A 23,837-nucleotide genomic window follows, 5' to 3' on the forward strand; every position below is an offset into this window, starting at 1 on the left:
ACCATGCCCACCCGCACCCCGTCGCGCTCCGGCGCGGTGGAGGCGGTCGACCTGGTCAAGACGTACCCGGGCGGCCGCGGCCGCCCGGACGTCACGGCACTCGACGGCCTCACCCTCACCGTCCCCGGCGGCACCGTCCACGGGCTGCTCGGCCCCAACGGCGCCGGCAAGTCGACCACCACCAAGGTCCTCACGACCCTGTCCCGCGCGACGTCCGGCACCGCGCGGGTCGCGGGGCACGACGTCGTCCGGGACGCCGACGACGTCCGCCGCGCCGTCGGCCTCGTCTCGCAGGGCACGGGCGCCGACCCGCTGCTCACGCCGCGCGAGAACCTCGTCATGGCTGCGCGCCTGCGCGGCGCGAACCGCGCGGACGCGAGCGCACGAGCCGCGGCGCTGCTCGACCGCTTCCGCCTGGGCGACGCGGGCGACCGCCGCACGGGCGGCCTGTCCGGCGGCACGCGCCGCAAGCTCGACGTCGCGCTCGGGCTCGTCGACGCGCCGCGCGTGCTGTTCCTCGACGAGCCGACGACAGGGCTCGACCCGGAGGCGCGCGCCGCGATGTGGGACGAGATCCGCCGGCTGGCCGGCGAGGACGCGCTGACGGTGCTGCTGACCACGCACTACCTGGAGGAGGCCGACCGGCTCGCGGACGGCCTGAGCATCGTCGACCGCGGCCGTGTCGTCGCCGCGGGCACGCCCGACGACCTCAAGGCGACCCTCGCGGGCGACACCCTCACGGTCGACCTCGTCGAGCCGGCCGCGGACGAGGTCCGCCGTGCCGTCGCGCCCGTGCTGGACGACGTCACCGTGCACGTCGAGGGCCCCACGGGCCGGCTCGTCGCGCGCACGCCGGACGGTCCCGCCGTCGTCGGCGCGGTCATCACGGCGCTGCAGCACGCCGGGGTCCGGCACGGCGCCGTCGCGGTCTCCCGCCCGACGCTCGACGACGTCTACCTGCGGTACGCGGGCCGGTCGTGGTCGGAGGTGGCCCGATGAGCGCCGCCACGCTCGCGCCGACGCGCACGACGGCACCGTCGGCCCGCCGCGCCGGCCGGGTCGCGCAGACGCTCGTGGTGTGCCACCGGTGGGTGGTCGGCACCGTCCGGCAGCCGTGGGGGCTCGGGGTGTCGGTGCTGCAGCCGCTCGTGTGGATCGTGCTGTTCGGCAACGTCTTCGAGTCCGTCGCGTCGGTCCCCGGCTTCGGCGCCGACGACTACCTGACGTTCCTCGTGCCGGGCGTCCTCATGATGACCGTCCTGTACTCCGGCGCGTGGGCCGGGACGGGGTTCATCGACGACATCCGCTCGGGCGTCATGGACCGCCTCCTCACGTCCCCGGTGCGCCGCTCGGCGCTCGTCCTGGGCCAGCTGCTCCAGCAGCTGCTGGTCACCGGGGTGCAGGGCGTGGTCGTGCTGGCCATCGCCGCGGCGGCAGGGGCCCGGTTCGACGGCGGGCTCCTCGGGCTGGCCGTCGCCCTGGCCGCGTCGCTGCTGCTCGCGGCGGCGTTCTGCTCGCTGTCCGCGGCGGTCGCGCTGCTCGCCCGGGACCAGACGGCCCTCATCGGCATCTCGACGACGATCGTCCTGCCGGCGACGTTCGTCTCGACCGCCCTCATGCCGACGGCCGTGCTGCCGTCCTGGGTGGAGTCGGCGGCGCGGTACAACCCGCTCACGTGGGCCACGGAGATCGCCCGCACGGCGATGTCGCCCGCCGTCGACTGGGGCCTCGTCGGGACGCGGGCCGCCCTGCTGACCGTCCTCGCCACGGCCGTCGCCGCGTGGTCGGTCGGCGCCATGCGCCGCTACCAGCGCTCGCTCTGACGCGTCACCCGCCGCGGTCCCCGGCTCAGCCGCGGGGCCGTGGCGGGCGGCCGCACCACCGGGGCCGCGGGCGCGTCAGTCGCGGGCCGTCAGCACCACGGGGCCGTCGGCCGTGAGCGCGACCGTGTGCTCCGCGTGCGCCGCGAGCGACCCGTCCGCGGTGCGGATCGTCCACCCGTCGGCGTCCACCACGTAGTCGTCGCCGCCGGCCATGAACCACGGCTCGATCGCGACGACCAGCCCGGCCTTGAGCTTGAGCCCCGTGCCCGGCCTCCCGAGGTTCGCGACGTGCGGCTCCTCGTGCATCGTCCGCCCCACGCCGTGCCCGCCGAAGTCCGCGTTGATCCCGTACCCCGCGGCCCGCCCGACCTGCCCGATCGCGGCGGACAGGTCGCCCATCCGCCGGCCGACGCGCGCGGCCGCGATGCCCGCGTCGAGCGCGCGCTCGGTCGTCTCGATGAGCCGCTGCGCCTCGGGCGTCTGCGTGCCGAGCTGGAACGTGAGCGCCGAGTCGCACACCCACCCCTCGACCTGCGCGGCGAAGTCGATGCTCACCACGTCGCCGTCCTCGATCACGTGGTCGGACGGCAGGCCGTGCAGCGCCGCGTCGTTCACGGAGATGCACAGCACCCCGGGGAACGGGATCGCGCCGAACGACGGGTGGTAGCCCAGGTAGACGGAGTGTGCGCCGGCCGCGTCGATCATGCGGTGCGCGTGCGCGTCGAGGTCGTTGAGCGTCATGCCCGGGCGGGCGACGTCCCGCAGCGAGGAGAGAACGCCGGCGACGAACCGTCCGGCCGGACGCATCTGGTCGATCTGGGCGGGGGTCTTGAGAGCCACGGGTCCACCTTGTCACGCCGGGTGACGGTGCCCGGGCACGGGACAGCCCGTGGGCCGGACCTCTCGGTCCTGCCGCGGTGGACGAGATCGCGGCTCCCACGGGCTGCGGTGACTGCCGGTATTCGCTCGCCGCCCCCACCGTTCCCGGTGACGACAACGGGCGGACGACCAGTCCGTCCCGAGCTGTCGGGCGACTAGCGGACAGTCACCTCACGCGTCCTGGAATGCTTCATGTTCCGGACCACCTCCTTCCCGTGTGCGAACGACGCTACGTCCGACCCGGGGGCCCCGCCATCGATTTCTCCGACGGCGATCAGGCGTCCGCGGTGGGCGTCAGCGCCGTGACGTCCCAGTGCGCCTCCCGCAGCAGCGCGACGCCCGCGGCGCCGAACCGGCGCGACCACGCACGGCCGGTCCGGCACTCGAGGAACGCGTCGAACATCTCCGTCACGAGGCGTGCGCGGACCTGCGGCGACGTCGCGCACGCGTGCACCGCGGCGTTGTACATGCCGAGGAGCTCGAGGTGCTCGCGGCTCTCCTCGGGGTCGGTCGCGCCGAACACCGCGTCGAGGACGTCCCGCCGTCCTGCTCGCAGGAGCCACGTGCGGGTGCGCATCGGGTGCAGGCCGGCCATGAGGGCCAGCGCGGGGACCGCGTCCGCGAGCGGCAGCGTCCCGGCCGCGTCCACGCGCTCGAGCGTGCCGAGCACGACGTCCGGGTGGTACAGCCCGACCGCCCCGAGCCCGCGCAGGCAGCACTCCCGCCAGCCCGGGTCGGCGTCGGGGGCGAGCCACGCGTCGAGGACCGTCGTCGGCGTGCCCGTGGTGGCGCACGCCAGGACGAGCGGGACGAAGACGAGGTGCCGGCCGCCGAGCGGGCCGGACGCGGTGTGGTCGTCGTGCGGTCCCGTCGCGACCGCGCGCGTCAGGCGTTCGAGCAGCGGCACCCACGACGGCGGCGTCGGGGCGACGACGGCGTGCGCGACGAGCAGCGCCCGGCGCGTGCGCGCGTCCCCGTCGGCGACGAGCGTGTCGACGAGGGCCTCCGTGGCCGCGGGGTCACGCAGGCCGTGCACGGCGACCGCGAGCGCGGCGAGCACGCGGAACATCGTGGTCCCCGACGCGAGCAGGGCACGCAGGTCGTCGGTGCGCGCGGCGAGGTCGGCCTCGGGGTCTAGCGCGGGGACGACGCGACGCGCGGAGGCCTCCTCGGGGCGCCCACGGCCGAGCTCCACCGGACCGTCGGGGTCGCCGGGAGGGGTGAACAGGCGCAGCACGCGCCGGCCCACCCGGCGGGCGACGAGCCCGTCGACCACGAGCCGCCGCACGGCCGCCCCCCACACCGGGCGGTCCACGCGCAGCCGGTCCACGAGGAGCCGGCGCCACAGGTCACCCGTGACGCGCACGACCTGCGCGTCCGCGCAGCCGTTGACGTAGTTCGTCACGGTGACCTGCGAGAAGAAGGAGACCAGGGGCCGCGTGCGACGGTCGGGCGGCAGCAGGCGCAGGCCCGACAGGAGCGTCGTGAGGACGTCGGCGATGAGGTGCTGCGGGTCGGACGTGCCGTTGGAGTACAGCGCGAACGCGGCGGCCACGGCCTGCGCCTCGGTGCGCGCGGGTGCGCTCACCACGCGCGCGAACACGTCGGCCTGCGCGGCCGCGGGCAGCAGGCACGTCGCGTGCAGGGCGATGCGCTGCAGCTCGGGGTCGTCACCGAGCGCGAGCGCGACGAGGAACGCCCCCGCGGCGACCGTGTCGTGCTGGACGTACGTCGCGAGGACGTCGAACACCGCGCCGCGCAGCAGCGGCACGTCGGCGGCGGCGAGGAACCGCACGACGCGCTCGACGGCTGCGGTGTCCCCGGCCCGCAGGTGCAGCGCGACCAGGTCGCGGTACGGCAGGCCGAGCAGCAGGGGGTCGGCGACCGCCGCGACCAGCGCCGTCACCCAGCGCGGCTCGAGCGCGCGCGCCGTGAGCCCCGCCAGGAGGGCCGCGTCGGGTGGCAGCTCGGCGAGGTGGCCGGGGGCGTGGACCAGCGCGTAGGCGGACCCCGCGTCGGCGGGGTGGGCGAGGTCGGCGGGGGTGAGCGCGATCGCGTCGGCGACGACCCGGCGGTGCGCGGCCGGCTCGTCGACCAGCAGGGCGTTGAGCGCCCCCTCCGGGGTCGTGGGCTCGCGCAGCGCGGGCACGAGGGAGTCGTGCGCGAGGCGGCAGCCCGCCGCGTCGGTCACCACCAGGCCCGCCAGGCCGTCGACGGTCACCGCGACGCGCGGCAGCGTGCTGCCCAGCCAGCGCACGAGGGCCGGCAGCGGGACGGGTCCGCGGGCCACGACCAGGTGCGCGAGCAGGGGCTCGACGCTCGCGGTCCACGGCTCGCGCCACGTCGCGCCGTACGCCGCCACGAGCGTCGCCCGCAGGTGGCGCCCGGCCGACGGGCCAGCGCCGGGCGGCAGGCGCAGGTCCGCGACGGCCGCACCGGGGCGGGCCAGGACCTCGTCGGCCGCGTGCCGCGCGACGAGGAAGTTCCCGCCGGCCCGGGCGACGAGCGCGTCGACGATCGTCTCGTCGTGCTCGGTCGTCGCGAGGCGGCGGCGCAGGTAGGCGGCGACGTCCGCGTCGACCACGGCCCGGCGCTCCGGTGCCGCGAGGTCCACGCGCGACGCCCCGGCGGCGTCGAGCGCGGCCGCGACGTCGACGTCCGTGCTCGCGACGAGCACCCGGACGCCCTCGACGGCTCCCAGCCGCAGCACGGGCGCGACGGCCGCGGCGTCGAGGCCGTCGACGAGCACGCGCACCGGCGTGCCCGGTGCCGCGGCGAGCGCGGCCCGGAGCGGGTCTCCGACGAGGACCGTGAAGAGCTGCTCGGGGGGCAGGTGCGCGAGGCCGTACGCGCCCGCGGCGTCGGCGCGCGCGGACCGCCACCCCGGGACGGTGCCGGCGAGCTGCTCGGCGAGCGAGCGCACGACGGCCCGCACGTCGACCGTCGTGCCCGTCCCGCCCGGAGGCTCCACGTGCACCGCGGACCACGCGTCCCGCAGGGCCTCCAGCGCGTCCACCGCTCCGGCCGGGGCGCCGTCGTGCGCGCCCGACCCGGCACCCGCGAGCCACCCGGCGAGCACCGAGGTACCCGCCCCCGGCTCGCCCGTGAGCAGCAGAGGGCGGGCGGGCGCGTCGAGCCAGGCGGCGACCTCACGGACCGCCGACCAGCGCGGCTGCAGCACGTCCGCGCCCGGCACCACGCCCGCGGGGACGCGGTCGCGCGGCCGGACCGCCCGCACCGGCGCGGGCGCCACGAACACGCGGGGCGAGGTGCGCGTGTAGAGCACGGGCGCGACCCACTCGGTGCCGGGCAGCAGCGCACGCCGCGCCGCGGTCACGGCCTGCTCGACGAACCGTCCCGCGGCCAGCTGCTCGTACAGGGTCGCCGCGACGACGTGCGCCGCCCGGTCCGTCACCGGGAGCTGCATGGCCACCGCGACGGGCACACCGGCGCGCACGAGCTGGTGCGCCGACCCCGCCTTCGGCTGCTGCGTCGTCACCGCGCCCGTGCTGCACCCGTTGAGGACCGCGACCCGCAGCCGCGGTGCCGCGAGCAGCAGGTCGGCGAGCGTGCGCGCGTCGACCACGTCCGCGGTGCCGTCGGCGGCCTCCAGCGCGAGCACTCCCCCGTCGGCGTCGACGCCGCCGTGCCCGACGACGTGCAGCACGTGCCACCGGTCGTCGAGCTCGCGCCGCAGCGCGTCGAGCGTGGGCGGTGCGAGACGGTGCACCTCGACCCGCTCACCCAGGGGCGCCAGCGCGGTCCCCAGGGCGTCGACCTCGCGGTCCACGTCGAGGGGTGCGAGCCCCGACGGGGACGCGGCGACGACGAGCACGCGCAGCGGCCCGTCCAGCGGGGCGGCCTCGACGGGCGTCGTCGCGTCGGGGTACCGCACCACGTGCACGCCGTCGCTGTGGACGAGCACCGTGCGGTCGTGCTGCATGAGCTCCCACGGCAGGCGGGCGACGTCGGGGGCGTCGTCGAGCTGCAGCCGCACCCGCACCGACCGCCCGTCGTGCGCGGCCCGCTCCCGTGTGCGGACGAACAGGTCGCGCGCCTCGTCGTCGAGCAGCGCGCCGAACAGCGCCGTGCCCAGCGCGTCGAGCCGCCGTGTGACGGCCGCCGACTGCGGCCCGGGGCGCGTCTGCCGGCGGGCCACGTCGAGCTCCTCGGCGAGGGCGTCGATGCCCGTGGGCGTGAGCGGCGGCACGAACGGGCGGGTGGTCGCCAGGCCGAGCTCGTCGCACGCGACGAGCGCCCGGTGCGCGGTGCCGTCGGGCACGACCCGGACGTCGAGGTCGACGACGGGCGCGACCGTGGAGCCCGACGGGGCACCCGTCGGGGGCACCTCCAGGCTCGTCGACATGCCGCCCCCCGCCGCCGTCCGCGCGACGCACCGGCGCTGCCGGTCGGCGTCGTCGCCGCGTCGCACGACGCGCCGAGCGTAAGGCCGAAGGACCCAGGACGGGGGCTTTTGCGGCTTTGTCGCCCGGTATCCCGAGCGTGAGAACTCTCTCCTTCGCCTCAGATGGCGCCCGCGGCGCCCGATCGAGCAGGTAAGTTGCCGCGCGGCCGTCTCGAACCGGACACGCGACCAGGTCCAACGCCCCCCACGGAGGACGACATGAGCGAGCAGGACAACACGGCGCCGCACACCGCGGGCGAGCGCAACATCACGCACGCGTTCACCGACCCGAACCCGTTCCTCTCCGAGGACCGCACCCTGCACGTCGCGGGCCGGGCCACCCCGATGCAGCGCGCGGTCAACGCCCCGGAGCGCCGCGAGGCCTGACCTCGTGCCCGCCGGCTCCGCGTGGCGCCGCCACGACGGCCGGCGGACCTCACTTCACAGGGTTCGCGCTGAGGGCCTTGGGGAAGCGGGCAGGCTGGTCGTCCCAGCGGAACCGGTCGAGGAGGGCTCCTGCGGCCGGCACCCGGGTGAGCGCCGCGAACAGCGCGCAGCCGAGGACGCCACCGAGGACGTTGAAGAGCAGGTCGTCGACGTCGGCGACGTGGCCGCCGCCCAGCAGGTGCGCCGTGACGAGCTGGGTCACCTCGATGGCCAGGCTGACGACCGCCGCGGTCGCCACGGCGCGCCGCCACGACGTCCGCGCGCTCAGCAGCGGGACGAGGAACCCCAGCGGGACGAAGACCACGACGTTCGTGACGGCGTCCGCGACGTCGTAGTCCGCGAGCGGCACGAGCGCGAGGTGGCTGCTCCACGGCTCTGTGCTCACGGGCTTGTCGAGGAAGACCGGGAAGACGGTGTTCGCGACCACGCCGGCGACGTAGACGCACAGCACGACCGCCACGGCGGCGCGGGGCGCCGACAGCCGACCGCTGCGGCGCAGGCTCCGCAGCAGCGCCGCGAGGACCGCGGCGGCGAGCGGGACGACGACCGGGAGCACGGGGACCTGACGGAACACGGGTGACCTGTCCTGTGACGACGCATGGGCGCCACGGGTCTGACACCGTGCGCCACGGTGCCAGCGGTCCGCCCACGCGTCATCCGTCCCGGGTCGGACCCGCGGCCCAGCGCCGCATGCCGTCAGACGGACCCGCGTCCCCCGGATGGCGCGGGTCGCCTCGTGTCGAGGCGGAGTGGAAGGCGAGCACGGCGGCGACGACTGCTCGTTCGTCCTCGACAGACACCGGCTCCGCGTCGTCACCTCGTCGTGGCGGGGGTGCGCAGGGCGGGGTGCCAGGCGCGGATCGCAGCGGCGACGTCGGCGGGGGCGTCGGACGGGACGAAGTGGCCCGTGCCCGGGAGGCGGACGAGGTCGGCGTGCGGGAGCTCGGCACGCCAGCGGGCGAGCTCGGCCTCGCGGAAGGCGATGTCGCGGTCGGCCCACAGCAGGAGCGACGGCACGTCCGCCAGGTCCGGGAGGGCGCGCGCGACGCCCGCGAGGAAGTCGGTCGACGCGACGATCTCGCGCGCGAAGCGGGACGTGGCCGCACGGCGGTCGGGAGTGTCGAGCGGGGCACGGTAGTGCCGGAGCTCGGCGCGCGTGAGCCGACGGCGGCGGTGACCGAGAGGGAGCATCGCGCGGACCACGAGGTTCGCGTGCCGGGCACCGAACCGCCCCAGGGGTCCGCCCATCACGCGGGAGAACGCCGTGAAGTGGCGGTCGTCGTCGACGGGCCACGCCCAGCTGTTGGCGACGACGAGGCCGCCCAGCCGCCGGGGGTCGCGGTGCGCGGCGGCCAGCCCGATCGGCACGCCCCAGTCGTGCGCGACGAGCGTCCAGTCCCGCAGGTCGAGCGCAGCGACGACGTCGGCGACGACGCGCGCGTGGTCGGTGGGCGCGCCGCCGAACGACGGCCGGGCGGTGCTGAGGCCGAGGCCGGGGAGGTCGAGAGCGACGCAGCGGAAGTCGTCGCGCAGGTGACGGATCACGTCGCGCCACTCGTACGACCACGTCGGGTTGCCGTGCAGCAGCAGGAGCGTCGGACCGGTGCCCTCCTCGACGAGGTGCACCGTGGCGCCCGCGACCTCGAGGGTGCGCGTCGCCCAGGGGTACGTGGTGCGGTCCAGCCAGTCGCGCGTCGTCACGGCCCCTCCGGTTGATAGAGTGTATCGTCGTAAAGAAAGTAAACCGATAGGAGCCGCCGGTGTCCACGTACGGCCAGTTCTGCGGCGTGGCCCGCGCGCTCGACGTCGTCGGGGAGCGCTGGACGCTGCTGCTGGTCCGCGAGCTGCTCGTCGCACCACGACGCTTCACCGACCTGCGCGACGGGCTGCCGGGCATCGCCCCCAACCTCCTGAGCCGGCGCCTCACAGCCCTCCAGGACGCGGGCGTCGTCGAGCGCCGGCTGGCCGACCGCGGGACGGTCTACGCGCTGACGCCGTGGGGCGAGGAGCTGCGCGGCGTCGTCCGGGAGCTCGTCCGGTGGGCCGCCCGGTCGATGGCGGGCGGCCCGGCGCCCGACGACGCCTTCCACCCCGAGTGGCTCGTCGTCGCGATGGACGCGCTGCTCGACGACGTGCGGACGCCGCGGCCCGTGCGCGTCGCGGTCCACGTCGACGGCTGGTGGGGCACGCTCGACGCCGGGCCCGACGGCGTGCGCGTGGCCACCGGCCGGCCCGACGACCGACCCGTCGACGCCACGGTGAGCGCCCCCGGCCCTCTGCTCCTGGGCGTCGCCTCGGGGGCGGTCCCGTTCGCGTCGCTCGCGACGGCAGGGCTCGTCAGCGGCGACGCGGACGCGGCGCAGGCAGTCCTCGCAGCGCACGTCTGACCACCGACGTGGGGACGTCGCGCGGGGCCGGGCACGCGTGCCGGCGTCCGGAGCGCGGCGCGACGAGGCCCCGCCCGGGCCGCCCCGGACGGGGCGACGACGGACGGGGCCGGTGGTCGGGTCAGCCCGCGAGCGCGGTGCGGACGAGGGCGGAGAGCTTCTTGCCGTCGGCGCTCAGGCCGGCGCGGGCCGTGGCCTCCTTCATCACGGCGCCCATGTCGCGCAGGGTCGTGGCGCCCGTCGCGGCGACCGCGTCGCGGACCAGCGCGGCGAGCTCGTCGTCGGAGAGCTGCTTCGGCAGGTACTCCTCGATCACGTCGGCCTCGGCCGACTCGTTCGCCGCGCGGTCGTCGGCGCCCGCACCGGTGTAGATCTCGGCGCTCTCCCGGCGCTTCTTCACCTCGCGGGCCAGCACGCGCAGCACGTCGTCCTCGCCGAGGTCCTTCTCGACGGGCCCTGCCTTCGCCTCGCCGCGGACGGCGGCGACGACCTGGCGCAGCGTGCCGGTGCGGAACGCGTCGCGGGCCTTCATGGCAGTGGTGAGGTCGGCGGTCAGTCGGTCGAGGGTCGTGCTGCTCATGCGCCCATCCTCCCCCGGCGGGCAGCGGTGCGGCGATGCCATTGCACCCCGGACGTCGGGCCCGCGGACGCGCGGCGGCCCGCACGTACCGTGGTCGCGTGAGAGAGCCGTCCCTGCACCCCGAGCGCCCGATGCCCGACCCGACCGAGGTGCGCGCGCTCATGACCGACCTGCGACGGCTGGTCCTGACGTACAAGTTCGGGATCGACGAGGTCATGACGAAGATCTCGATCCTGCGCGAGGACTTCCGGCTGATGCGGGACTACAACCCGGTGGAGCACGTCGGGTCGCGGCTCAAGTCGTTCGAGTCGATCCTCGCCAAGTGCCGCCGCAAGGGCATCCCGCTGACGCCCGAGGGCATCCGCGGGCAGATGTTCGACGTCGCGGGCGTCCGGGTGACGTGCAGCTTCGTGTCGGACATCTACCGGGTGCGGGACATGCTCGTCTCGCAGACCGACCTCACGCTGCTCGAGGAGCGCGACTACATCGCGCACCCGAAGCCCAACGGGTACCAGTCGCTGCACCTCATCCTGCAGGTGCCGGTGTTCCTCTCGGACCGTGTGGAGCAGGTGGTCGTCGAGGTCCAGCTGCGCACGATCGCGATGGACTTCTGGGCGAGCCTCGAGCACAAGATCTTCTACAAGTACGACCGGCACGTGCCGCAGCACCTGCGGGACTCGCTCGCGCAGGCCGCGGACGTCGCCGCCGCGCTCGACGCGACGATGGAGCGGATCCACGACGAGGTGAAGGCCATCGCCGAGGACGACACCGGCGACGCGCCGGAGCCGCTCAGCCCGGAGGAGGCGCTGCTGCGGGGCTTCTGGCGCACCGCGGAGGCCGCCGAGGCGGACCGGCACCGCGGGGACAGCTGACCCGTCAGGGCAGCCGAGCGCCCTCGGGGATCGCGATGCGGTCGTACTCGAGGATCGTCGGGGTGCCCGCGCGCTGCGCGTGGTAGAGCACCTCGGCGTTCTCCTCGACGGCCACGGCGACCTTGAACGCGAGCTTGAGGGACACGCCGACGGCGAGCAGGCCGTGGTTGGCCCAGACGACGGCGTTGACGTCGTCGCCCATGAGCTCGGCGCTGCGGCGGCCGAAGTCGGCGCACGTGGAGAACTCGAACGGCATGACCGGGACCGGGCCCTTGGCGTAGAGCACCATGTTGAGCAGCACGGGGTCGATCCGCTGCCCGAGCGCCCCGAGGACGTTCACGAACGTCGACTCGGTGTGGACGATCGCCTGGACGTCGGGGCGGCGGCGGTAGTGCGCGAGGTGGACGGGCAGCTCGGTGGACGGCAGCAGGTCGCCCTCGACGACGTTCCCGTCGAGGTCGACGACGAGCATGTCCTCGGGGTGCATGGCGTCGTAGCGCACGTCGGACGGGGTGATGACGATGCCCTCGAACCCGTCGTCGCCGTGCACGCGGACGCTGATGTTGCCCTGGGTGTTGAAGTTGAGGCCGGCACGGACGGACTCGCGGCAGTAGTAGAGGATCTCCTCGCGCAGCGCCTGGGTCGCGCGCGGTCGTGCGTCGGTGCTGCTCATGGTCGCCCTCTCGGTCTTGAATCCTTTCAAGCCCACTGTGGCAGCGCGGCTCCCGACGTCGCGCGGGACGAATGTCCCGGCCACCGGGCGGTCGTGCGCCGGAACCCGCCCCACCGAGTCGCCGGACCCGGTACAACACTCCTCGTGACCCACCTCGCCGCCGCCGTGCCGGACCCCGGCTCGGGCCTCTTCCAGCCCACCGTCCTCGTCGTGCTGTTCCTCGTGGGCGCCGTCGTGCTGCTGACCGTCCAGGGGCTGCGGCCGCGGCGCCGCCCGGGCCGGCGGCCGAACGGGTCGCGCTGGTCGGGCGGCGGGTACGACGGCGGGTCGGACGGCGGGTACGACGGCGGCGACAGCGGCGGCTGGGACGGCGGCGGCTTCGACGGCGGTGGCGGTGGCGACGGCGGTGGTGGCGGAGGCGGGGGCGACTGAGGCGGGAGCGACCGAGGCGCGGGCGACCGAGGCGGGAGCGACCGAGGCCACCGGCGAGGACGCGCACCGCTGGGGCGGCGAGCGGCCGGGCACGCGTCCGTGCACGGCGCCACCACGCGCCCGTGCAGCGCCGCGTCAGTCCCGCAGGTCCGACTCCTCGAACGCCTCGACCCGCGGCGGACCGTCGAGGTGGGCCCGCCACTGCGCGAGCAGCGCGCGCATCGCCGGGTCCTGCTCGACGCGCACCTGGTCCGCGTCGTACGTCGCGCGGTCCGCGTACTCCATGATCTCGACGAACTCCGCCGGGTCGTCGAGCCGCCACTGCAGGCGGGTCCGGATGCCGCCCGGCGCCTCGTACGTCGGCCGCGCCCGCCGCAGGAAGGCCTCGAGGTCGACGCGGCTCGTCCGGACGCGTCCGTGCAGGTAGAGGGTGATCACGCGCACAGTGTGCGCCGGCCCGTCGGTCGCCGGACCCGGCTCGGTGCCGCTCCCGGGACGGATCTCTCAGCGGCCCCGCGCACGGTGTGCGTTTGCGTGGGTCGAAGGGCCTGACCGGTACGGCCGGCGGCCTCGGATGCTGGTCGCAGCACCGCACGTCCCCGCACCACGGAAGGCATTCCGATGCGCACCGCCCCCACCCCCGTCCTGGGCCGCGTCGTCGTCGTCGGCGCCGGCATGGTGGCCCACCGCCTCGTCGCCGGGCTCCTCGACCGCGCCCCCGCCGACGGCTGGCACGTCACCGTCGTCGGCGACGAGCCCTGGGCCCCCTACGACCGCGTCCACCTCTCCGAGCTCCTCACCGCGGGCCGCACCCCCGAGGACCTGGCGCTCGAGCCGACCGTGTGGGACGACCCCCGCACGACGCTGCTCACCGGGGACGCCGTCGAGAAGCTCGACCGCGACGCCCAGACCGTGACCACCCGGTCCGGCGTGGTCCTCCCGTACGACCAGCTCGTCCTCGCGACCGGCTCGTGGGCGTGGACCCCGCGCACCGAGGGCACCGAGCTGCCCGGCGTGTTCCGGTACCGCACGATGGCCGACCTGCAGGCGATGCAGACGTGGGTCGCGGAGCGGTCCGAGGCGCTGGGCCGCCCGCTGCGCGGCGCGGTCGTCGGCGGCGGCGTCCTGGGCCTGGAGGCGGCCGCCGCGCTCCAGCACCTCGGCGCCTCCGCGACCGTGGTCGAGTTCGCGGACCACCTCATGAACGTCCAGCTCGACGCGGGCGGCGGCGAGGCGCTGCGCGTGCTCGTCGGCGACCTGGGCATCGACGTGCGCACCTCGACGGGCTGCACCGGCCTCGCGCCGGCCGCGGACGGCGCCGTCGCCACCATGCGGCTGTCCAGCGACGACGAGATCCCCGCCGACGTCGTCGTCTTCTCCACCGGCGTCCGGCCCCGCGACCGGCTCGCCCGCGAGTCCGGCCTCGCGATCGGCGAGCGCGGCGGTGTCGTCGTCGGCGCCACCTGCCGCACCTCGGACGCGGCGATCTGGGCGATCGGCGAGTGCGCGTCGTTCGAGAACGAGTGCACCGGCCTCGTCGCCCCCGGCAACGCGATGGCTGACGTCGTCGTCGACCGGCTGCTCGGCGGGCCGCGGCTCTACACGCCCGCCCCCGAGGGCACCAAGCTCAAGGGCGTCGGCATCGACGCGGCAAGCTTCGGCGACGTGTTCGGCCTGACCCCCGGCGCGCTCGAGGTCACGTTCACCGACCCCGTGGCGCGTACCTACCGCAAGCTCGTCGTGTCCGACGACGCCCGCACGCTGCTCGGCGGCGTCTTCGTCGGCGACGCGGCCCTCTACCCGCAGCTGCGGCCCATGCTCGGCCGTCCGCTCGGCGCCGACCCGTCCGCGTTCCTCGCGCCCGAGGGCGGCGCGCACGACACCGGCGCGGACCTGCCCGACGACGTGGTGGTCTGCTCGTGCACCAACGTCACTGCCGGCACCGTCCGCGAGGCCGTCACCGAGCACGGCTGCACGACGGTCGGCGAGGTCAAGGCGTGCACCAAGGCCGGCACGGTCTGCGGCTCGTGCGTCCCGGTCGTCACCAAGATCATGAACGCGCAGCTCGAGGCCAGCGGCATCGCGGTCTCGCGGGCCATGTGCGAGCACTTCGCGATGCCCCGCGCCGAGCTGTACGCGCTGGTCGCGGCCAGCGAGCTGCGGACCTTCAGCGAGATCGTCGCCGCGCACGGCACCGGCCGCGGCTGCGCGGTCTGCAAGCCCGTCGTCGCGTCGATCCTGTCCTCGCTGCGCGCCGGGCACGTGCTCGAGCGCGACCACGCGGGCCTGCAGGACACCAACGACCACGTCATGGCGAACCTGCAGAAGGACGGGACCTACTCGGTCATCCCGCGGGTTCCCGGCGGGGAGATCACCCCCGAGAAGCTCGTCGTGCTCGGCCAGGTGGCCGCCGACTTCGGCCTCTACACGCGCATCACGGGCGCCCAGCGGATCGGGATGTTCGGCGCCCGCATCGACCAGCTCCCCGCGATCTGGCAGCGGCTCATCGACGCCGGGTTCGAGTCCGGGCAGGCGTACGGCAAGTCGCTGCGGGCCGTGAAGTCCTGCGTCGGCTCGGCGTGGTGCCGGTTCGGCGTCCGCGACTCCGTCGGGATGGGCATCCTGCTGGAGAACCGCTACCGCGGCCTGCGCACGCCCCACAAGTTCAAGGTCGGCGTCTCCGGGTGCGCGCGGGAGTGCGCCGAGGCGCGCGGCAAGGATGTCGGCGTCATCGCGACCGCCGGCGGCTGGAACGTGTACGTCGGCGGCAACGGCGGGGCCAACCCGCGGCACGCGGACCTGCTCGCCGAGGACCTCGACGACGACGGGCTCGTCGCCGTGATCGACCGGTTCCTCGCCCTGTACGTGCGGCGCGGCGACCGTCTGCAGCGCACCGCACCCTTCGTCGCCGAGTACCCCGGCGGCATCGAGGCCCTGCGCGCCGTCCTCGTCGACGACACCGAGGGCATCGTCGCGGAGCTCGAGGCGGAGATCGCCGCGCACGTCGACGACTACCGCGACGAGTGGGCCGCCGCCCTGGAGGACCCCGACAAGCTCGACCGGTTCACCGCGTTCGTCAACGCACCCGGCGAGCACGACCCCGACCTGCGCTACACCCCGCAGCGCGGCCAGGTCCGCCCCGCGGAGCCCGGCGAGGTCGGCCACCACGACCCGCGCGTCGCGCGCCTGCTGCCCCTCACGGAGGTGACCCGGTGACCACGACCGACCTGCGCACCGACGTCTGCGCGCTCGACGCGCTCGTCCCCGAGCGGGGTGCCGCCGCCCTCGTCGACGGCGTCCAGGTGGCCCTGTTCCGGCTCGACGACGGCAGCGTCCTCGCCGTCCAGAACCGCGACCCGTTCGCCGGCGCGAACGTCGTCGCACGCGGCATCGTCGGGACCGTCGGCGACGCCCCCACGGTGACGTCGCCCATGCACAAGCAGGTCTGGGACCTGCGCACGGGCGAGTGCCTCGACACGGGCGGCAAGACGCCCAAGGACGCGTCGGCGGACCTCGCCACGTGGGCCGTCGAGGTGCGCGCGGGTCGCGTGCTCGTCAGCGCCCGCTGACCGCTCAGGACACCTTGCCGCGCAGCAGCCGCCTCCAGTAGATCTGCGGCTCGACGTACCGGTCGAAGACCAGGAGGCTGCGCCGCGGGCGTGCCAGGTCCGGCACGCGCAGGGTCGGCTCCTTGCGGCCCTGGCGGTCGAACTCCGCGAGCAGCAGCTGCGTGCGGGACGTCGTCACCGGGCCGACCGAGTAGCCGTCGTAGTGACGCATCGTCGCCCCGGTGCGCCGGGCCGCGATGTTGTGCGCGACGACGGGCACCTGCTTGCGCAGCGCACCGCCCGACGGCAGGGCGTCGACCTCGGCCGCGTCGCCGAGCCCCCACACCGTCGCGTGGTCACGGTGCTGCAGCGTCACCGGGTCGACCGCGAGGAAGCCGTCGCTCTCGGGCGAGGTGAGGCCGCTCGACGCCAACCATCCCGGCGCGCGGTGCGGCGGCGCGAGGTACAGGGTGTCGTACCGGATCTCGTCGGGGCCGTCGGGGGTCCGCAGCCTCACGCGCCGGGACGCGCCGTCGACGCTCTCGACGGACGTGGCCGTCCGGACCCGCACGCCGTACTCCGCCGCGGCGGCCCTCAGCTCCTGGTCCGACTCGTCGAGGTCGACGAGCCGGTCCGCCTCGACGACCAGCTCGACGGTGATCGCGTCGAGGACGCCCGTGCGGCGCCAGTGGTCGGCCGCGAGGAACAGGGGCTTGAGACCCACGGGCGCGCACGGCACGTGCCGGTCGGAGATCGCGAACACCGCGGTCCCGGACGTGAGGGCCGACAGCATCTCCCACGTCGCGGGCGCGTGCTCGGGCAGGTAGTTCGTCGACGCCGCCCCGGTGCGGACCGCGTCCTGCGCACCCGGGACCGCGTCCCAGTCGACCTGCGACCCGGGGCAGACCGCGAGGTCGGAGTACGTGAGCTCGCCGCCGCTCGCGAGCCGGACCGCCGACCGTGCGGGGTCGATCGAGGTGACCGCGTCCCGGTACCACCGCACCCCGCGCGGCATGGCCTCGGCCTGCGGGCGGCGCAGGTCGTCCAGGGTCGCCATGCCGCCGGCGACGTAGGACAGGAGCGGGCGGTACTCGTGCACGTCCTTCGGCTCGACGATCGCGACGTCGCGGCAGCCGTCGCGCCGCAGCTTCGCCGCGAGGGAGATGCCGGCGTTGCCGCCGCCGACGACGAGCACGTCGTGGTGATGGGGACCGGTCACGATCGAGACCACGCTCCGTCCGCGTCGGGGACGAGCCACGCTACGGCGGGCCCGCCGCTCGCGCGCGCCGAGGCGGCCGCACGCGCGGGGCCGTGACTGCGGCCCCGCGGCTCGTCGATCACGGGTCGTCGGGTACGCGTGCGAGCATCTCGCGTCCGACCGTCGCACCGAGGAGGTGCCGCTGATGCGCCCCGTGGACCGCCCCCGGGTGGTGTGCCTGTGCGGCTCGCTGCGTTTCCGCGACCTGTTCGCGTCGGAGCGGCGACGCCTCACGTCCCTGGGGGTGATCGTGCTCGGCCCCGAGGAGGTCGACGACGACCTCACGCCGGCCCGGCGCGCGGCGCTCGGCGAGCTGCACCTGCGGCGGATCGACCTGGCCGACGAGGTCCGGGTCGTGAGCGACGGGGGCTACGTCGGGGCGTCGACACGGCGCGAGGTCGCGTACGCGCGGCAGGCCGGCAAGGCCGTCACCTGGGTGGAGCCGCACCTCGACGCATGACCCCGCCGCCGGCCGCGTCCGCCCGTCGTTACGGTGGGACGGCGGGCCGCAGCGCCCGCGCGTCGTGCCGGGGAGGGTCGATGGGGTCGAGCGGTCGTCCGGACGACCCGCTGCACGCGCCGCTGCGCACCGAGAACGTGCTCGCGCTCGGCGAGGCCGACGACCTGCTCGCGCACCTCGCGGCCGCGGACGTGCCGGTCCGTCTCGCGCTGCTCGACCCGCCGTACAACCGGCGCACCCGGTTCCACCACTACGCCGACAGCCAGCGGCGCGACGCGTGGGCGCAGGACCGGCGTCGGCAGGCCGCCGCCGTCCGGGACCTGCTCACCGACGACGGCAGCCTCTGGGTCCACATCGACGACGCCGAGATGCCCGTCATGCGCACGCTGCTCGACGAGGTGTTCGGCCCGGACGCGTTCGTCGCGACCGTCGTCTGGCAGAAGACGATGAGCCGCGACAGCCGCACCGCCGTCTCGACGAGCCACGAGTACCTGCTCGTCTACGCCCGGAACCGCATCGCCTGGCACGCGCGCCGCAACAAGATGCCGCCGACGCCCACGCAGCTCGACCGGTACCGCAACCCCGACGCCGACCCGCGGGGGCCGTGGACGTCGGGCGACCTCATGGCGAAGGCCGGGCCGGGGCGCCGCGCGGCGCAGTTCTACGACGTGACGCTGCCGTCGGGACGGATGGTCCGGCCCACGCCCGGGACGGCGTGGCGGTTCACGCGCGAGCGGTTCGAGGCGCTGCGCGACGACGACCGGATCGACTTCGGCGACGGCGACCGGCTGCCGCGGCTCAAGCGGTTCCTCGCGGAGGTCGAGCCCGGGCTCGTGCCGGACACGTGGTGGCCGGGGGACGTCGTCGGCACGACCGCGTCCGCGAAGCGGCACCTCAAGCAGCTGCTGCCCGACCAGGTGCCGTTCGAGACGCCCAAGCCGGAGGCCCTGGTGGCGCGCGTGATCGGTGTCGCGTCGGACCCCGGCGACCTCGTGCTCGACCTGTTCGCGGGCTCGGGGACGACGGCCGCCGTTGCACACAAGACCGGGCGCCGCTGGGTGGCCGTCGAGCGTGAGGAGCGGACGTTCACCGAGGTGGCCGTGCCGCGGCTCGAGCTCGTCGTCAAGGGCCTCGACCCCGGTGGGGTCACGCCCGCGACCGCGTGGGCAGGCGGCGGTTCGTTCTGCACGGTCACGCTCTGAGGGCGGCAGCGGCCGGCGTCAGCGCTTCTCGACGAGGTACAGGTGCTCGTGCACGGGCCCGTCACGGCCGCCGTTCGACCGGAACCGCCCGCGCGGGCGCTCCAGCCGGGTCACGCGCCCGTGCTCGTCGAGCGTCTCCCGGACCCGGTCCGGCGGGACCACCCCGTCCTCGCTGTAGGAGACGACGACGAGCGGCACCTCGAGCCGCTTCACCGTGTCGCTCAGCGCCTGCCGCGCGCGCCGGTAGGAGCAGAAGTCGGAGCGCGCGTCGGACCAGTCGCGCAGGCCGCCGAGGCCGGCGGGCTCCGGGTCGTCCTCGCGCGCGATCGTCTCCGGGATGTGGAACACGCCCGCGTACTGGCGCTTCGTGTACGGCGGGTCCAGGTAGACGACGTCCGCCTCGATCGTCGCGGCCAGGTCCTCGACCGCCCCCTGCGCGACGCGGTGCCCCGCACCCGGACCGCGGTCGGGCGCCCGCGGTGTCGGCGTGAACGTGAGCCTGCCCGCCGCGGCCGGGTTGAGGTCGGCCCGGTAGAAGCCGTACGTGCCGGCGACGTTCGCGACCGTGTTCACCGCGCGGACGAGGTCGTGCAGCAGCAGGTCGACGGCCGCGTCGGGCATCCCGGCGGCCCGCCACTCGCGCAGCGTGCGACGGGCGGCGTCGATCCGGCCCGCGTTCTCGGGCGTGAAGTACCGGCGCGGGCGTGACCCGTTGGCGGGCGTGCCGGCCATGCCGTACTCGCGGGCGAACAGGCCGTCCTCGGGGGGCAGCGCGTCGAGCGCCGCGAGCGCGTCCGCGTACGTGCCGACCGGCGCGAAGCCGACCTCGTCGTCGAACGTCGCGTCGACCAGCAGCCGGGCGCGCGCGTGCAGCGTCGGGAACCGCAGCAGGTCCGCGGCGAGCACGCGGTAGCCGCGGTCGGCGAGCTCGCGCGAGACGGCGGCCGTGCCGCACATGGGGTCCGCGACCGTCGCACCGGCGGGCACGCGCGTCGCGATCGCGTCGACGACCCAGCCCGCGAGCCTGGCCTTGTTGCCGAGGTACCGGTACGCCACCGCACCTCCCGTCCTGCGGCCGACAGGTCCGGCCGCAGGACGATTGTGCCGTCACCCTCCGTCACCCTCCGTCACCCTCCGTCGACCTCCGCGGAGACCGCGCGCAGCGCACGAACGACGTGCGCACCGACGGCGTGCCCGTCCGGGGCACCGGCGCACACGCGATCGGGCGAATCACCCACCCGCACCCCGGATCGTGCACCGCGGCGCCCCGCCGCACCGTTAGGCTCCCGGCGACCGGACGCCGCGGCCCAGGGCCGCACCAGGCGTCACCGGGGCCCGTCGGGCCTGACACCACAAAGGGGAGCCGTGGCCGTCCTCACCGCGGACAAGAAGGTCCTGCACGCCGACCTGCAGGGCGACTCGCTCCGGGCCGCGTCCGGCTCGATGGTCGCCTACACCGGCAAGGTCGAGTTCAAGTCCGCCGGCATGGGCGGCGGCGGCGGGCTCCGCGCCGCGCTCAAGCAGCGGGTCGCGGGCGAGTCGATCTCGCTCATGACGTGCTCCGGCGCCGGGCGCGTCTACCTCGCGCAGGACGCGATGGACGTCACCGTCGTGCACCTCCAGAACGACCGGCTCACCGTCGAGTCCGACCACATCCTCGCCGTCACCGACGGGCTCCAGCTCGACGTGCAGTTCTCCGGCCTGCGCGGCATGACGTCCGGCCAGGGCCTGGCGACCACCACCGTCACCGGCACCGGCCAGTGCGCGATCATCTCCGACGGCCCGCTGATCGCGCTCGCCGTGAACCCGGGCGAGCCGCTCGTCGTCGACCCCGACGTCTACGTCGCCGGCACCGGCCAGACGCAGATGAGCCTCGTGTCCGGCGTGTCCTGGCGGTCGCTCGTCGGCGAGGACGGCGGCGAGCCGTTCTCCCTGCGCTTCGAGGGCCAGGGCACCGTCTACATCCAGCCGGCCGAGCGCTGAGGGGCACCGGAATGCCGTTCGAGAAGGTCAACAGCAAGGTCGTCCGCATCCCCGTCACGCCGCAGAACGCCGTCCTCGCACGGCGCGGCGCGATGCTCGGGTACAGCGGCCAGGTCGCGTTCCGCCCCATCTCCGGGCAGGGCCACGGCGTCGGCGGCATGGTCGGCGCCGCGATGTCCGGCGAGTCCAACCCGATGATGGCGACCGAGGGCAACGGGTCCGTGCTCTACGGGTTCCGGGGGCTGCACGTCACCGTCATCGACCTCACGGGCGACTCGCTCACCGTCGAGGCCGACCGCGTCCTCGCGCACGACGCGCACCTGCAGACGTCCGTGGAGTTCATCGGCCAGGGCGGCGTCCGCTCCGCCGTCCGCGGCGCGATGACCGGGCAGGGCCTGTTCACCACCCGCATCTCCGGCCAGGGGTCCGTGGCCGTGCTCTCGCACGGCGGCACGTTCCCGCTGCAGCTCAACGGCGACACCGTCGGCGTCGACCCGCAGGCCTACGTCGGGCACACCGGCGCGCTCAACGTCGACCTCAAGGCCTCCGTCGGGCTGCGCGACCTCGTCGGACGCGGCTCCGGCGAGGCGTTCCAGCTCCACGTGTCCGGCCACGGCACGGTGTACGTCCAGGCCTCGGAGGAGAAGTTCTGATGATCAGCGGCATCGACACCACGATCCTCGACGCGCGCACCCTGCCGGTGAACGACAACGTCAACCCGTACGCGTTCTCGATCGACCTCAACGGCGAGTGGTTCACGTCCAAGGGCGCGATGATCGCGTACTACGGGAACATCGACTTCTCCGGCGTCAGCGCGTACGCGTCGCGTGCCGCCTGGGTCGCCGCCCGGTTCTCCTCGCCCCTGTACGCGCAGGACTGGGTCGTCGCGTCCGGCCACGGCAAGCTCGTCATCGGCGACCGTGGCAACGACATCAACTCGTACGACCTCGAGGCCGGCAACCTCACGATCAAGCAGACCAACCTGCTCGCGTTCGAGACCGGCCTCGAGCTCAAGCAGTCGATCGTCCCCGGCTTCGTGACGCTCATCGGCACCGGCAAGTTCCTGGCCTCGTCCAACGGGCCGGTGATCTTCGTCGAGCCGCCGTTCCGGGCCGACCCCGAGGCGCTGCTCGGCTGGGCCGACTGCCCGTCGCCCAGCCACCACTACGACTACAACTGGATGGCGCAGTCGCTCGTCGCCGGCATCCAGGGCATGTTCGGCCGCCAGTCCGGCGAGGAGCGCCAGTTCGACTTCACCGGCGCCGGCACCGTCCTGCTCCAGTCGTCCGAGGTGCAGCGGCACGACCCGGCCCTCGTCCGCATGATCGAGGCGCAGACGCAGATGCTCGACAACCGCTCCGCCGGCCAGCTCGGCCAGCGCCTGGTCGCCCGCTCGCAGCAGCCCTGACCGCCCGCCGGCGGCGTGGCGGGGACCTCCCGCACGCCGCCGGCTGCGGCGACCTCCGACCTCGGCCGGCTCACAGCCGGACGGTGGCCGCTCCCGTGCTGCCATCCGCGAAGGTGAGCTCGAGGTCGACGCCACGGGTGCTCGCGTCCAACAGCTCGTCACCGGGATACCACAGGACGAACCGGCCGTCGCCGACCGTCGCGGTCACGACACCGACCGTCGGGCTGACGAGCCGGACCGCCGCGACCTCGTCGCCCGCGATCCCGGCGACCAGCGACAGCTCGCCCGCCGACGTCGCGCCGACGCCGAGATCGGTGGCCGTCACCTCGCGCGGCCCGGGTGACGCGACGAGCGCCGTGCCGACCGACCCGAGCATGGTGTCGAACAGCCCGGCAGACCCGTCGTCGACGCACAGGCCCGAGAATCCCCCGTCCCCCGCGAGGACCACGGTCGTCCACGTGCCGCGCTGCTCGGCGACGGCGACCCGGGCGGAGTCGAGCGCGGCGTCGTCGTCCGCCGCGTCCCGCAGGCGGTCGCGGCACGCCTCGCCTGCGTCCGCGCGCTGCACCCCGGTCGCGACCGTGGCCTGCGGCGTCCAGGTCGCGTAGGCGGTGTCCCCACCCGTGAGCGGCGGCGCGAGGACACCGCCGACGGCGAGCGCCGCGATCCCACCGGCCGCGACCGCGACGCGTCGGAGTCGGTGGGACCGGGTGGGCACGGGCGCGGGAGCCGGGGGGTCGGCGCGCAGGATGCGCTCGACGGCCGCGCGGGCGCGTGGCGAGCGGGGGTCCGGGTGCGGGTCCGCCACGTCCAGGTCGTGGAGCAGCGTGAGGTGGTCGTGGTGCGTCATCGGGTCGAGGTCCTTTCCGGTGCCCGGGCCGGTGCTCCGGTCGCAGGGAGGTGTCCGAGGTGTGCGCGCAGCGCGCGTCGTGCGCGGCTGAGACGGAGCCGGTACGCGACGGGCGAGATCCCGAGGACCTGTGCGGCGTGCGGGGCGTCGACCCCGTCGAGGACCGCGAGCGCGAGCGCCTCCTGGTGCGTGGGCGAGAGCAGCCGCCACGCACGGGCCAGGTCCACCCGCCGCGCGACGAGATCGGCGTCGTCGTCGGGCCCGCGCGGCACGGCCGCCTCGTGCGCGACACGGACAGCGAGCGCCTCGCGGCGTTGGTCGCCGCGGCGTCGGTTGAGCATCACGTGCCGGGCGATGCCGAACAGCCACGCCCGCGCGTCGTCGGCCGCGGCCGGGACCTCGTCGAGCCGGCGCCACGCCACGAGGAACGTGTCCTCCGCGACGTCCTCGCCGTGGTCCGGCCCGGCGCGGCGCTGAGCGAACCGCACGACGTCGGCGTACGCCTGCTCGTAGAGCGCGACGAACGTCGTGCGGGCCTCCGGTGGGTCGTCCTTCATACCCGGCTCCTGTCCGGCACGTGCTCGAGTGTGTCGCACCTGGACGGCGGACCGGCGACGCTCCTCGGGGAGC

24 protein-coding genes are annotated in these 23,837 nt (G+C 75.3%); 13 read left to right on the forward strand and 11 right to left on the reverse strand.

Translation table 11 applies throughout. From position 1 onward, the window contains the following. Positions 1–3 precede the first annotated feature (3 nt). Both CELF_RS18940 and CELF_RS18945 read left to right on the forward strand, forming a co-directional pair. The gene (locus CELF_RS18940; protein WP_013772877.1) at positions 4–999 is read left to right on the forward strand and encodes an ATP-binding cassette domain-containing protein; all 996 of its coding nucleotides are present in this window, start codon (positions 4–6) and stop codon (positions 997–999) included. After that, on the forward strand, positions 996–1,823 hold the full coding sequence (locus tag CELF_RS18945; protein ID WP_013772878.1) for an ABC transporter permease: 828 nt from the start codon (positions 996–998) through the stop codon (positions 1,821–1,823). The genes CELF_RS18940 and CELF_RS18945 overlap by 4 nt, the downstream gene beginning before the upstream one ends. A gap of 75 nt (positions 1,824–1,898) precedes the next feature. Here CELF_RS18945 and map read toward each other — a convergent pair whose 3' ends face one another. Further along, positions 1,899–2,663: a type I methionyl aminopeptidase gene (gene map, locus CELF_RS18950; RefSeq protein WP_013772879.1), complete on the reverse strand. Its 765-nt coding sequence runs from the start codon at positions 2,661–2,663 to the stop codon at positions 1,899–1,901. 313 nt (positions 2,664–2,976) lie between these two features. Continuing rightward, entirely contained in the window at positions 2,977–7,068 is a 4,092-nt protein-coding gene (locus tag CELF_RS21420) for a CHAT domain-containing protein (protein ID WP_013772880.1), read from the reverse strand. 258 nt (positions 7,069–7,326) lie between these two features. On the opposite strand from CELF_RS21420, the gene CELF_RS20555 reads away from it, so the two are divergent. Further along, on the forward strand, positions 7,327–7,494 hold the full coding sequence (locus tag CELF_RS20555; protein ID WP_013772881.1) for a hypothetical protein: 168 nt from the start codon (positions 7,327–7,329) through the stop codon (positions 7,492–7,494). Between the two features lie 49 nt (positions 7,495–7,543). Here the strand turns inward: CELF_RS20555 and CELF_RS18960 are convergent, their stop codons facing one another. After that, positions 7,544–8,128, reverse strand: coding sequence for a VanZ family protein (locus CELF_RS18960; protein WP_013772882.1), 585 nt, complete (start codon positions 8,126–8,128; stop codon positions 7,544–7,546). 239 nt (positions 8,129–8,367) lie between these two features. After that, the gene (locus CELF_RS18965) at positions 8,368–9,255 is read right to left on the reverse strand and encodes an alpha/beta fold hydrolase (protein ID WP_013772883.1); all 888 of its coding nucleotides are present in this window, start codon (positions 9,253–9,255) and stop codon (positions 8,368–8,370) included. Between the two features lie 59 nt (positions 9,256–9,314). On the opposite strand from CELF_RS18965, the gene CELF_RS18970 reads away from it, so the two are divergent. Continuing rightward, a complete protein-coding gene (locus CELF_RS18970; protein ID WP_013772884.1) occupies positions 9,315–9,941 on the forward strand; it encodes a winged helix-turn-helix transcriptional regulator in 627 nt (208 codons plus the stop codon). A 121-nt stretch (positions 9,942–10,062) separates the two neighbouring features. On the opposite strand, the gene CELF_RS18975 is transcribed toward CELF_RS18970, so the two are convergent. Beyond that, on the reverse strand, positions 10,063–10,521 hold the full coding sequence (locus tag CELF_RS18975) for a GatB/YqeY domain-containing protein (RefSeq protein WP_013772885.1): 459 nt from the start codon (positions 10,519–10,521) through the stop codon (positions 10,063–10,065). A 131-nt stretch (positions 10,522–10,652) separates the two neighbouring features. Here CELF_RS18975 and CELF_RS18980 point away from each other — a divergent pair, with 131 nt between their 5' ends. Next, entirely contained in the window at positions 10,653–11,393 is a 741-nt protein-coding gene (locus tag CELF_RS18980) for a GTP pyrophosphokinase (RefSeq protein ID WP_013772886.1), read from the forward strand. Positions 11,394–11,397: 4 nt separating this feature from the next. Here CELF_RS18980 and CELF_RS18985 read toward each other — a convergent pair whose 3' ends face one another. Next, positions 11,398–12,066, reverse strand: coding sequence for a class II aldolase/adducin family protein (locus tag CELF_RS18985; RefSeq protein ID WP_013772887.1), 669 nt, complete (start codon positions 12,064–12,066; stop codon positions 11,398–11,400). Between the two features lie 144 nt (positions 12,067–12,210). Between CELF_RS18985 and CELF_RS20840 the strand changes: the two genes are divergently transcribed. Next, entirely contained in the window at positions 12,211–12,498 is a 288-nt protein-coding gene (locus CELF_RS20840; protein WP_013772888.1) for a hypothetical protein, read from the forward strand. 135 nt (positions 12,499–12,633) lie between these two features. Here CELF_RS20840 and CELF_RS18990 read toward each other — a convergent pair whose 3' ends face one another. Further along, complete coding sequence (locus CELF_RS18990; RefSeq protein WP_157457170.1) at positions 12,634–12,936, reverse strand: hypothetical protein; 303 nt, start codon at positions 12,934–12,936, stop codon at positions 12,634–12,636. Between the two features lie 183 nt (positions 12,937–13,119). Here CELF_RS18990 and nirB point away from each other — a divergent pair, with 183 nt between their 5' ends. Continuing rightward, positions 13,120–15,714, forward strand: coding sequence for a nitrite reductase large subunit NirB (gene nirB / locus CELF_RS18995; RefSeq protein WP_013772890.1), 2,595 nt, complete (start codon positions 13,120–13,122; stop codon positions 15,712–15,714). Further along, positions 15,711–16,067, forward strand: coding sequence for a nitrite reductase small subunit NirD (gene nirD, locus CELF_RS19000; protein ID WP_013772891.1), 357 nt, complete (start codon positions 15,711–15,713; stop codon positions 16,065–16,067). Before nirB ends, nirD begins: the two co-directional genes overlap by 4 nt. A gap of 4 nt (positions 16,068–16,071) precedes the next feature. Here the strand turns inward: nirD and CELF_RS19005 are convergent, their stop codons facing one another. Continuing rightward, a complete protein-coding gene (locus CELF_RS19005) occupies positions 16,072–17,265 on the reverse strand; it encodes an NAD(P)/FAD-dependent oxidoreductase (RefSeq protein ID WP_041554850.1) in 1,194 nt (397 codons plus the stop codon). Positions 17,266–17,449: 184 nt separating this feature from the next. Here CELF_RS19005 and CELF_RS19010 point away from each other — a divergent pair, with 184 nt between their 5' ends. Together CELF_RS19010 and CELF_RS19015 are read left to right on the forward strand one after the other, a co-directional pair. Further along, on the forward strand, positions 17,450–17,764 hold the full coding sequence (locus CELF_RS19010; RefSeq protein WP_013772893.1) for a hypothetical protein: 315 nt from the start codon (positions 17,450–17,452) through the stop codon (positions 17,762–17,764). 80 nt (positions 17,765–17,844) lie between these two features. Further along, positions 17,845–18,966: a site-specific DNA-methyltransferase gene (locus CELF_RS19015; RefSeq protein WP_013772894.1), complete on the forward strand. Its 1,122-nt coding sequence runs from the start codon at positions 17,845–17,847 to the stop codon at positions 18,964–18,966. A gap of 18 nt (positions 18,967–18,984) precedes the next feature. Here the strand turns inward: CELF_RS19015 and CELF_RS19020 are convergent, their stop codons facing one another. Next, complete coding sequence (locus tag CELF_RS19020; RefSeq protein ID WP_013772895.1) at positions 18,985–20,022, reverse strand: DNA adenine methylase; 1,038 nt, start codon at positions 20,020–20,022, stop codon at positions 18,985–18,987. Positions 20,023–20,331: 309 nt separating this feature from the next. On the opposite strand from CELF_RS19020, the gene CELF_RS19025 reads away from it, so the two are divergent. The 3 genes from CELF_RS19025 to CELF_RS19035 are packed head-to-tail and all read left to right on the forward strand — an operon-like array spanning position 20,332 to position 22,357. Next, positions 20,332–20,949 carry an AIM24 family protein gene (locus CELF_RS19025; protein WP_013772896.1) on the forward strand — a complete coding sequence of 206 codons (618 nt, stop codon included), beginning with the start codon at positions 20,332–20,334 and terminating at the stop codon, positions 20,947–20,949. Positions 20,950–20,960: 11 nt separating this feature from the next. Further along, positions 20,961–21,602 carry an AIM24 family protein gene (locus CELF_RS19030; RefSeq protein WP_013772897.1) on the forward strand — a complete coding sequence of 214 codons (642 nt, stop codon included), beginning with the start codon at positions 20,961–20,963 and terminating at the stop codon, positions 21,600–21,602. Next, positions 21,602–22,357, forward strand: a complete 756-nt coding sequence (locus tag CELF_RS19035) for an AIM24 family protein (protein WP_013772898.1) — start codon at positions 21,602–21,604, stop codon at positions 22,355–22,357. Before CELF_RS19030 ends, CELF_RS19035 begins: the two co-directional genes overlap by 1 nt. Before the next feature lie 70 nt (positions 22,358–22,427). Here CELF_RS19035 and CELF_RS19040 read toward each other — a convergent pair whose 3' ends face one another. Beyond that, positions 22,428–23,207, reverse strand: a complete 780-nt coding sequence (locus tag CELF_RS19040) for a hypothetical protein (RefSeq protein ID WP_013772899.1) — start codon at positions 23,205–23,207, stop codon at positions 22,428–22,430. Continuing rightward, complete coding sequence (locus CELF_RS19045) at positions 23,204–23,764, reverse strand: RNA polymerase sigma factor (RefSeq protein WP_013772900.1); 561 nt, start codon at positions 23,762–23,764, stop codon at positions 23,204–23,206. Before CELF_RS19045 ends, CELF_RS19040 begins: the two co-directional genes overlap by 4 nt. Positions 23,765–23,837: the final 73 nt, after the last annotated feature.

Origin of the sequence: Cellulomonas fimi ATCC 484 (genome assembly GCF_000212695.1) — a bacterium.
GTDB classification, from domain to species: Bacteria; Actinomycetota; Actinomycetes; order Actinomycetales; family Cellulomonadaceae; genus Cellulomonas; species Cellulomonas fimi.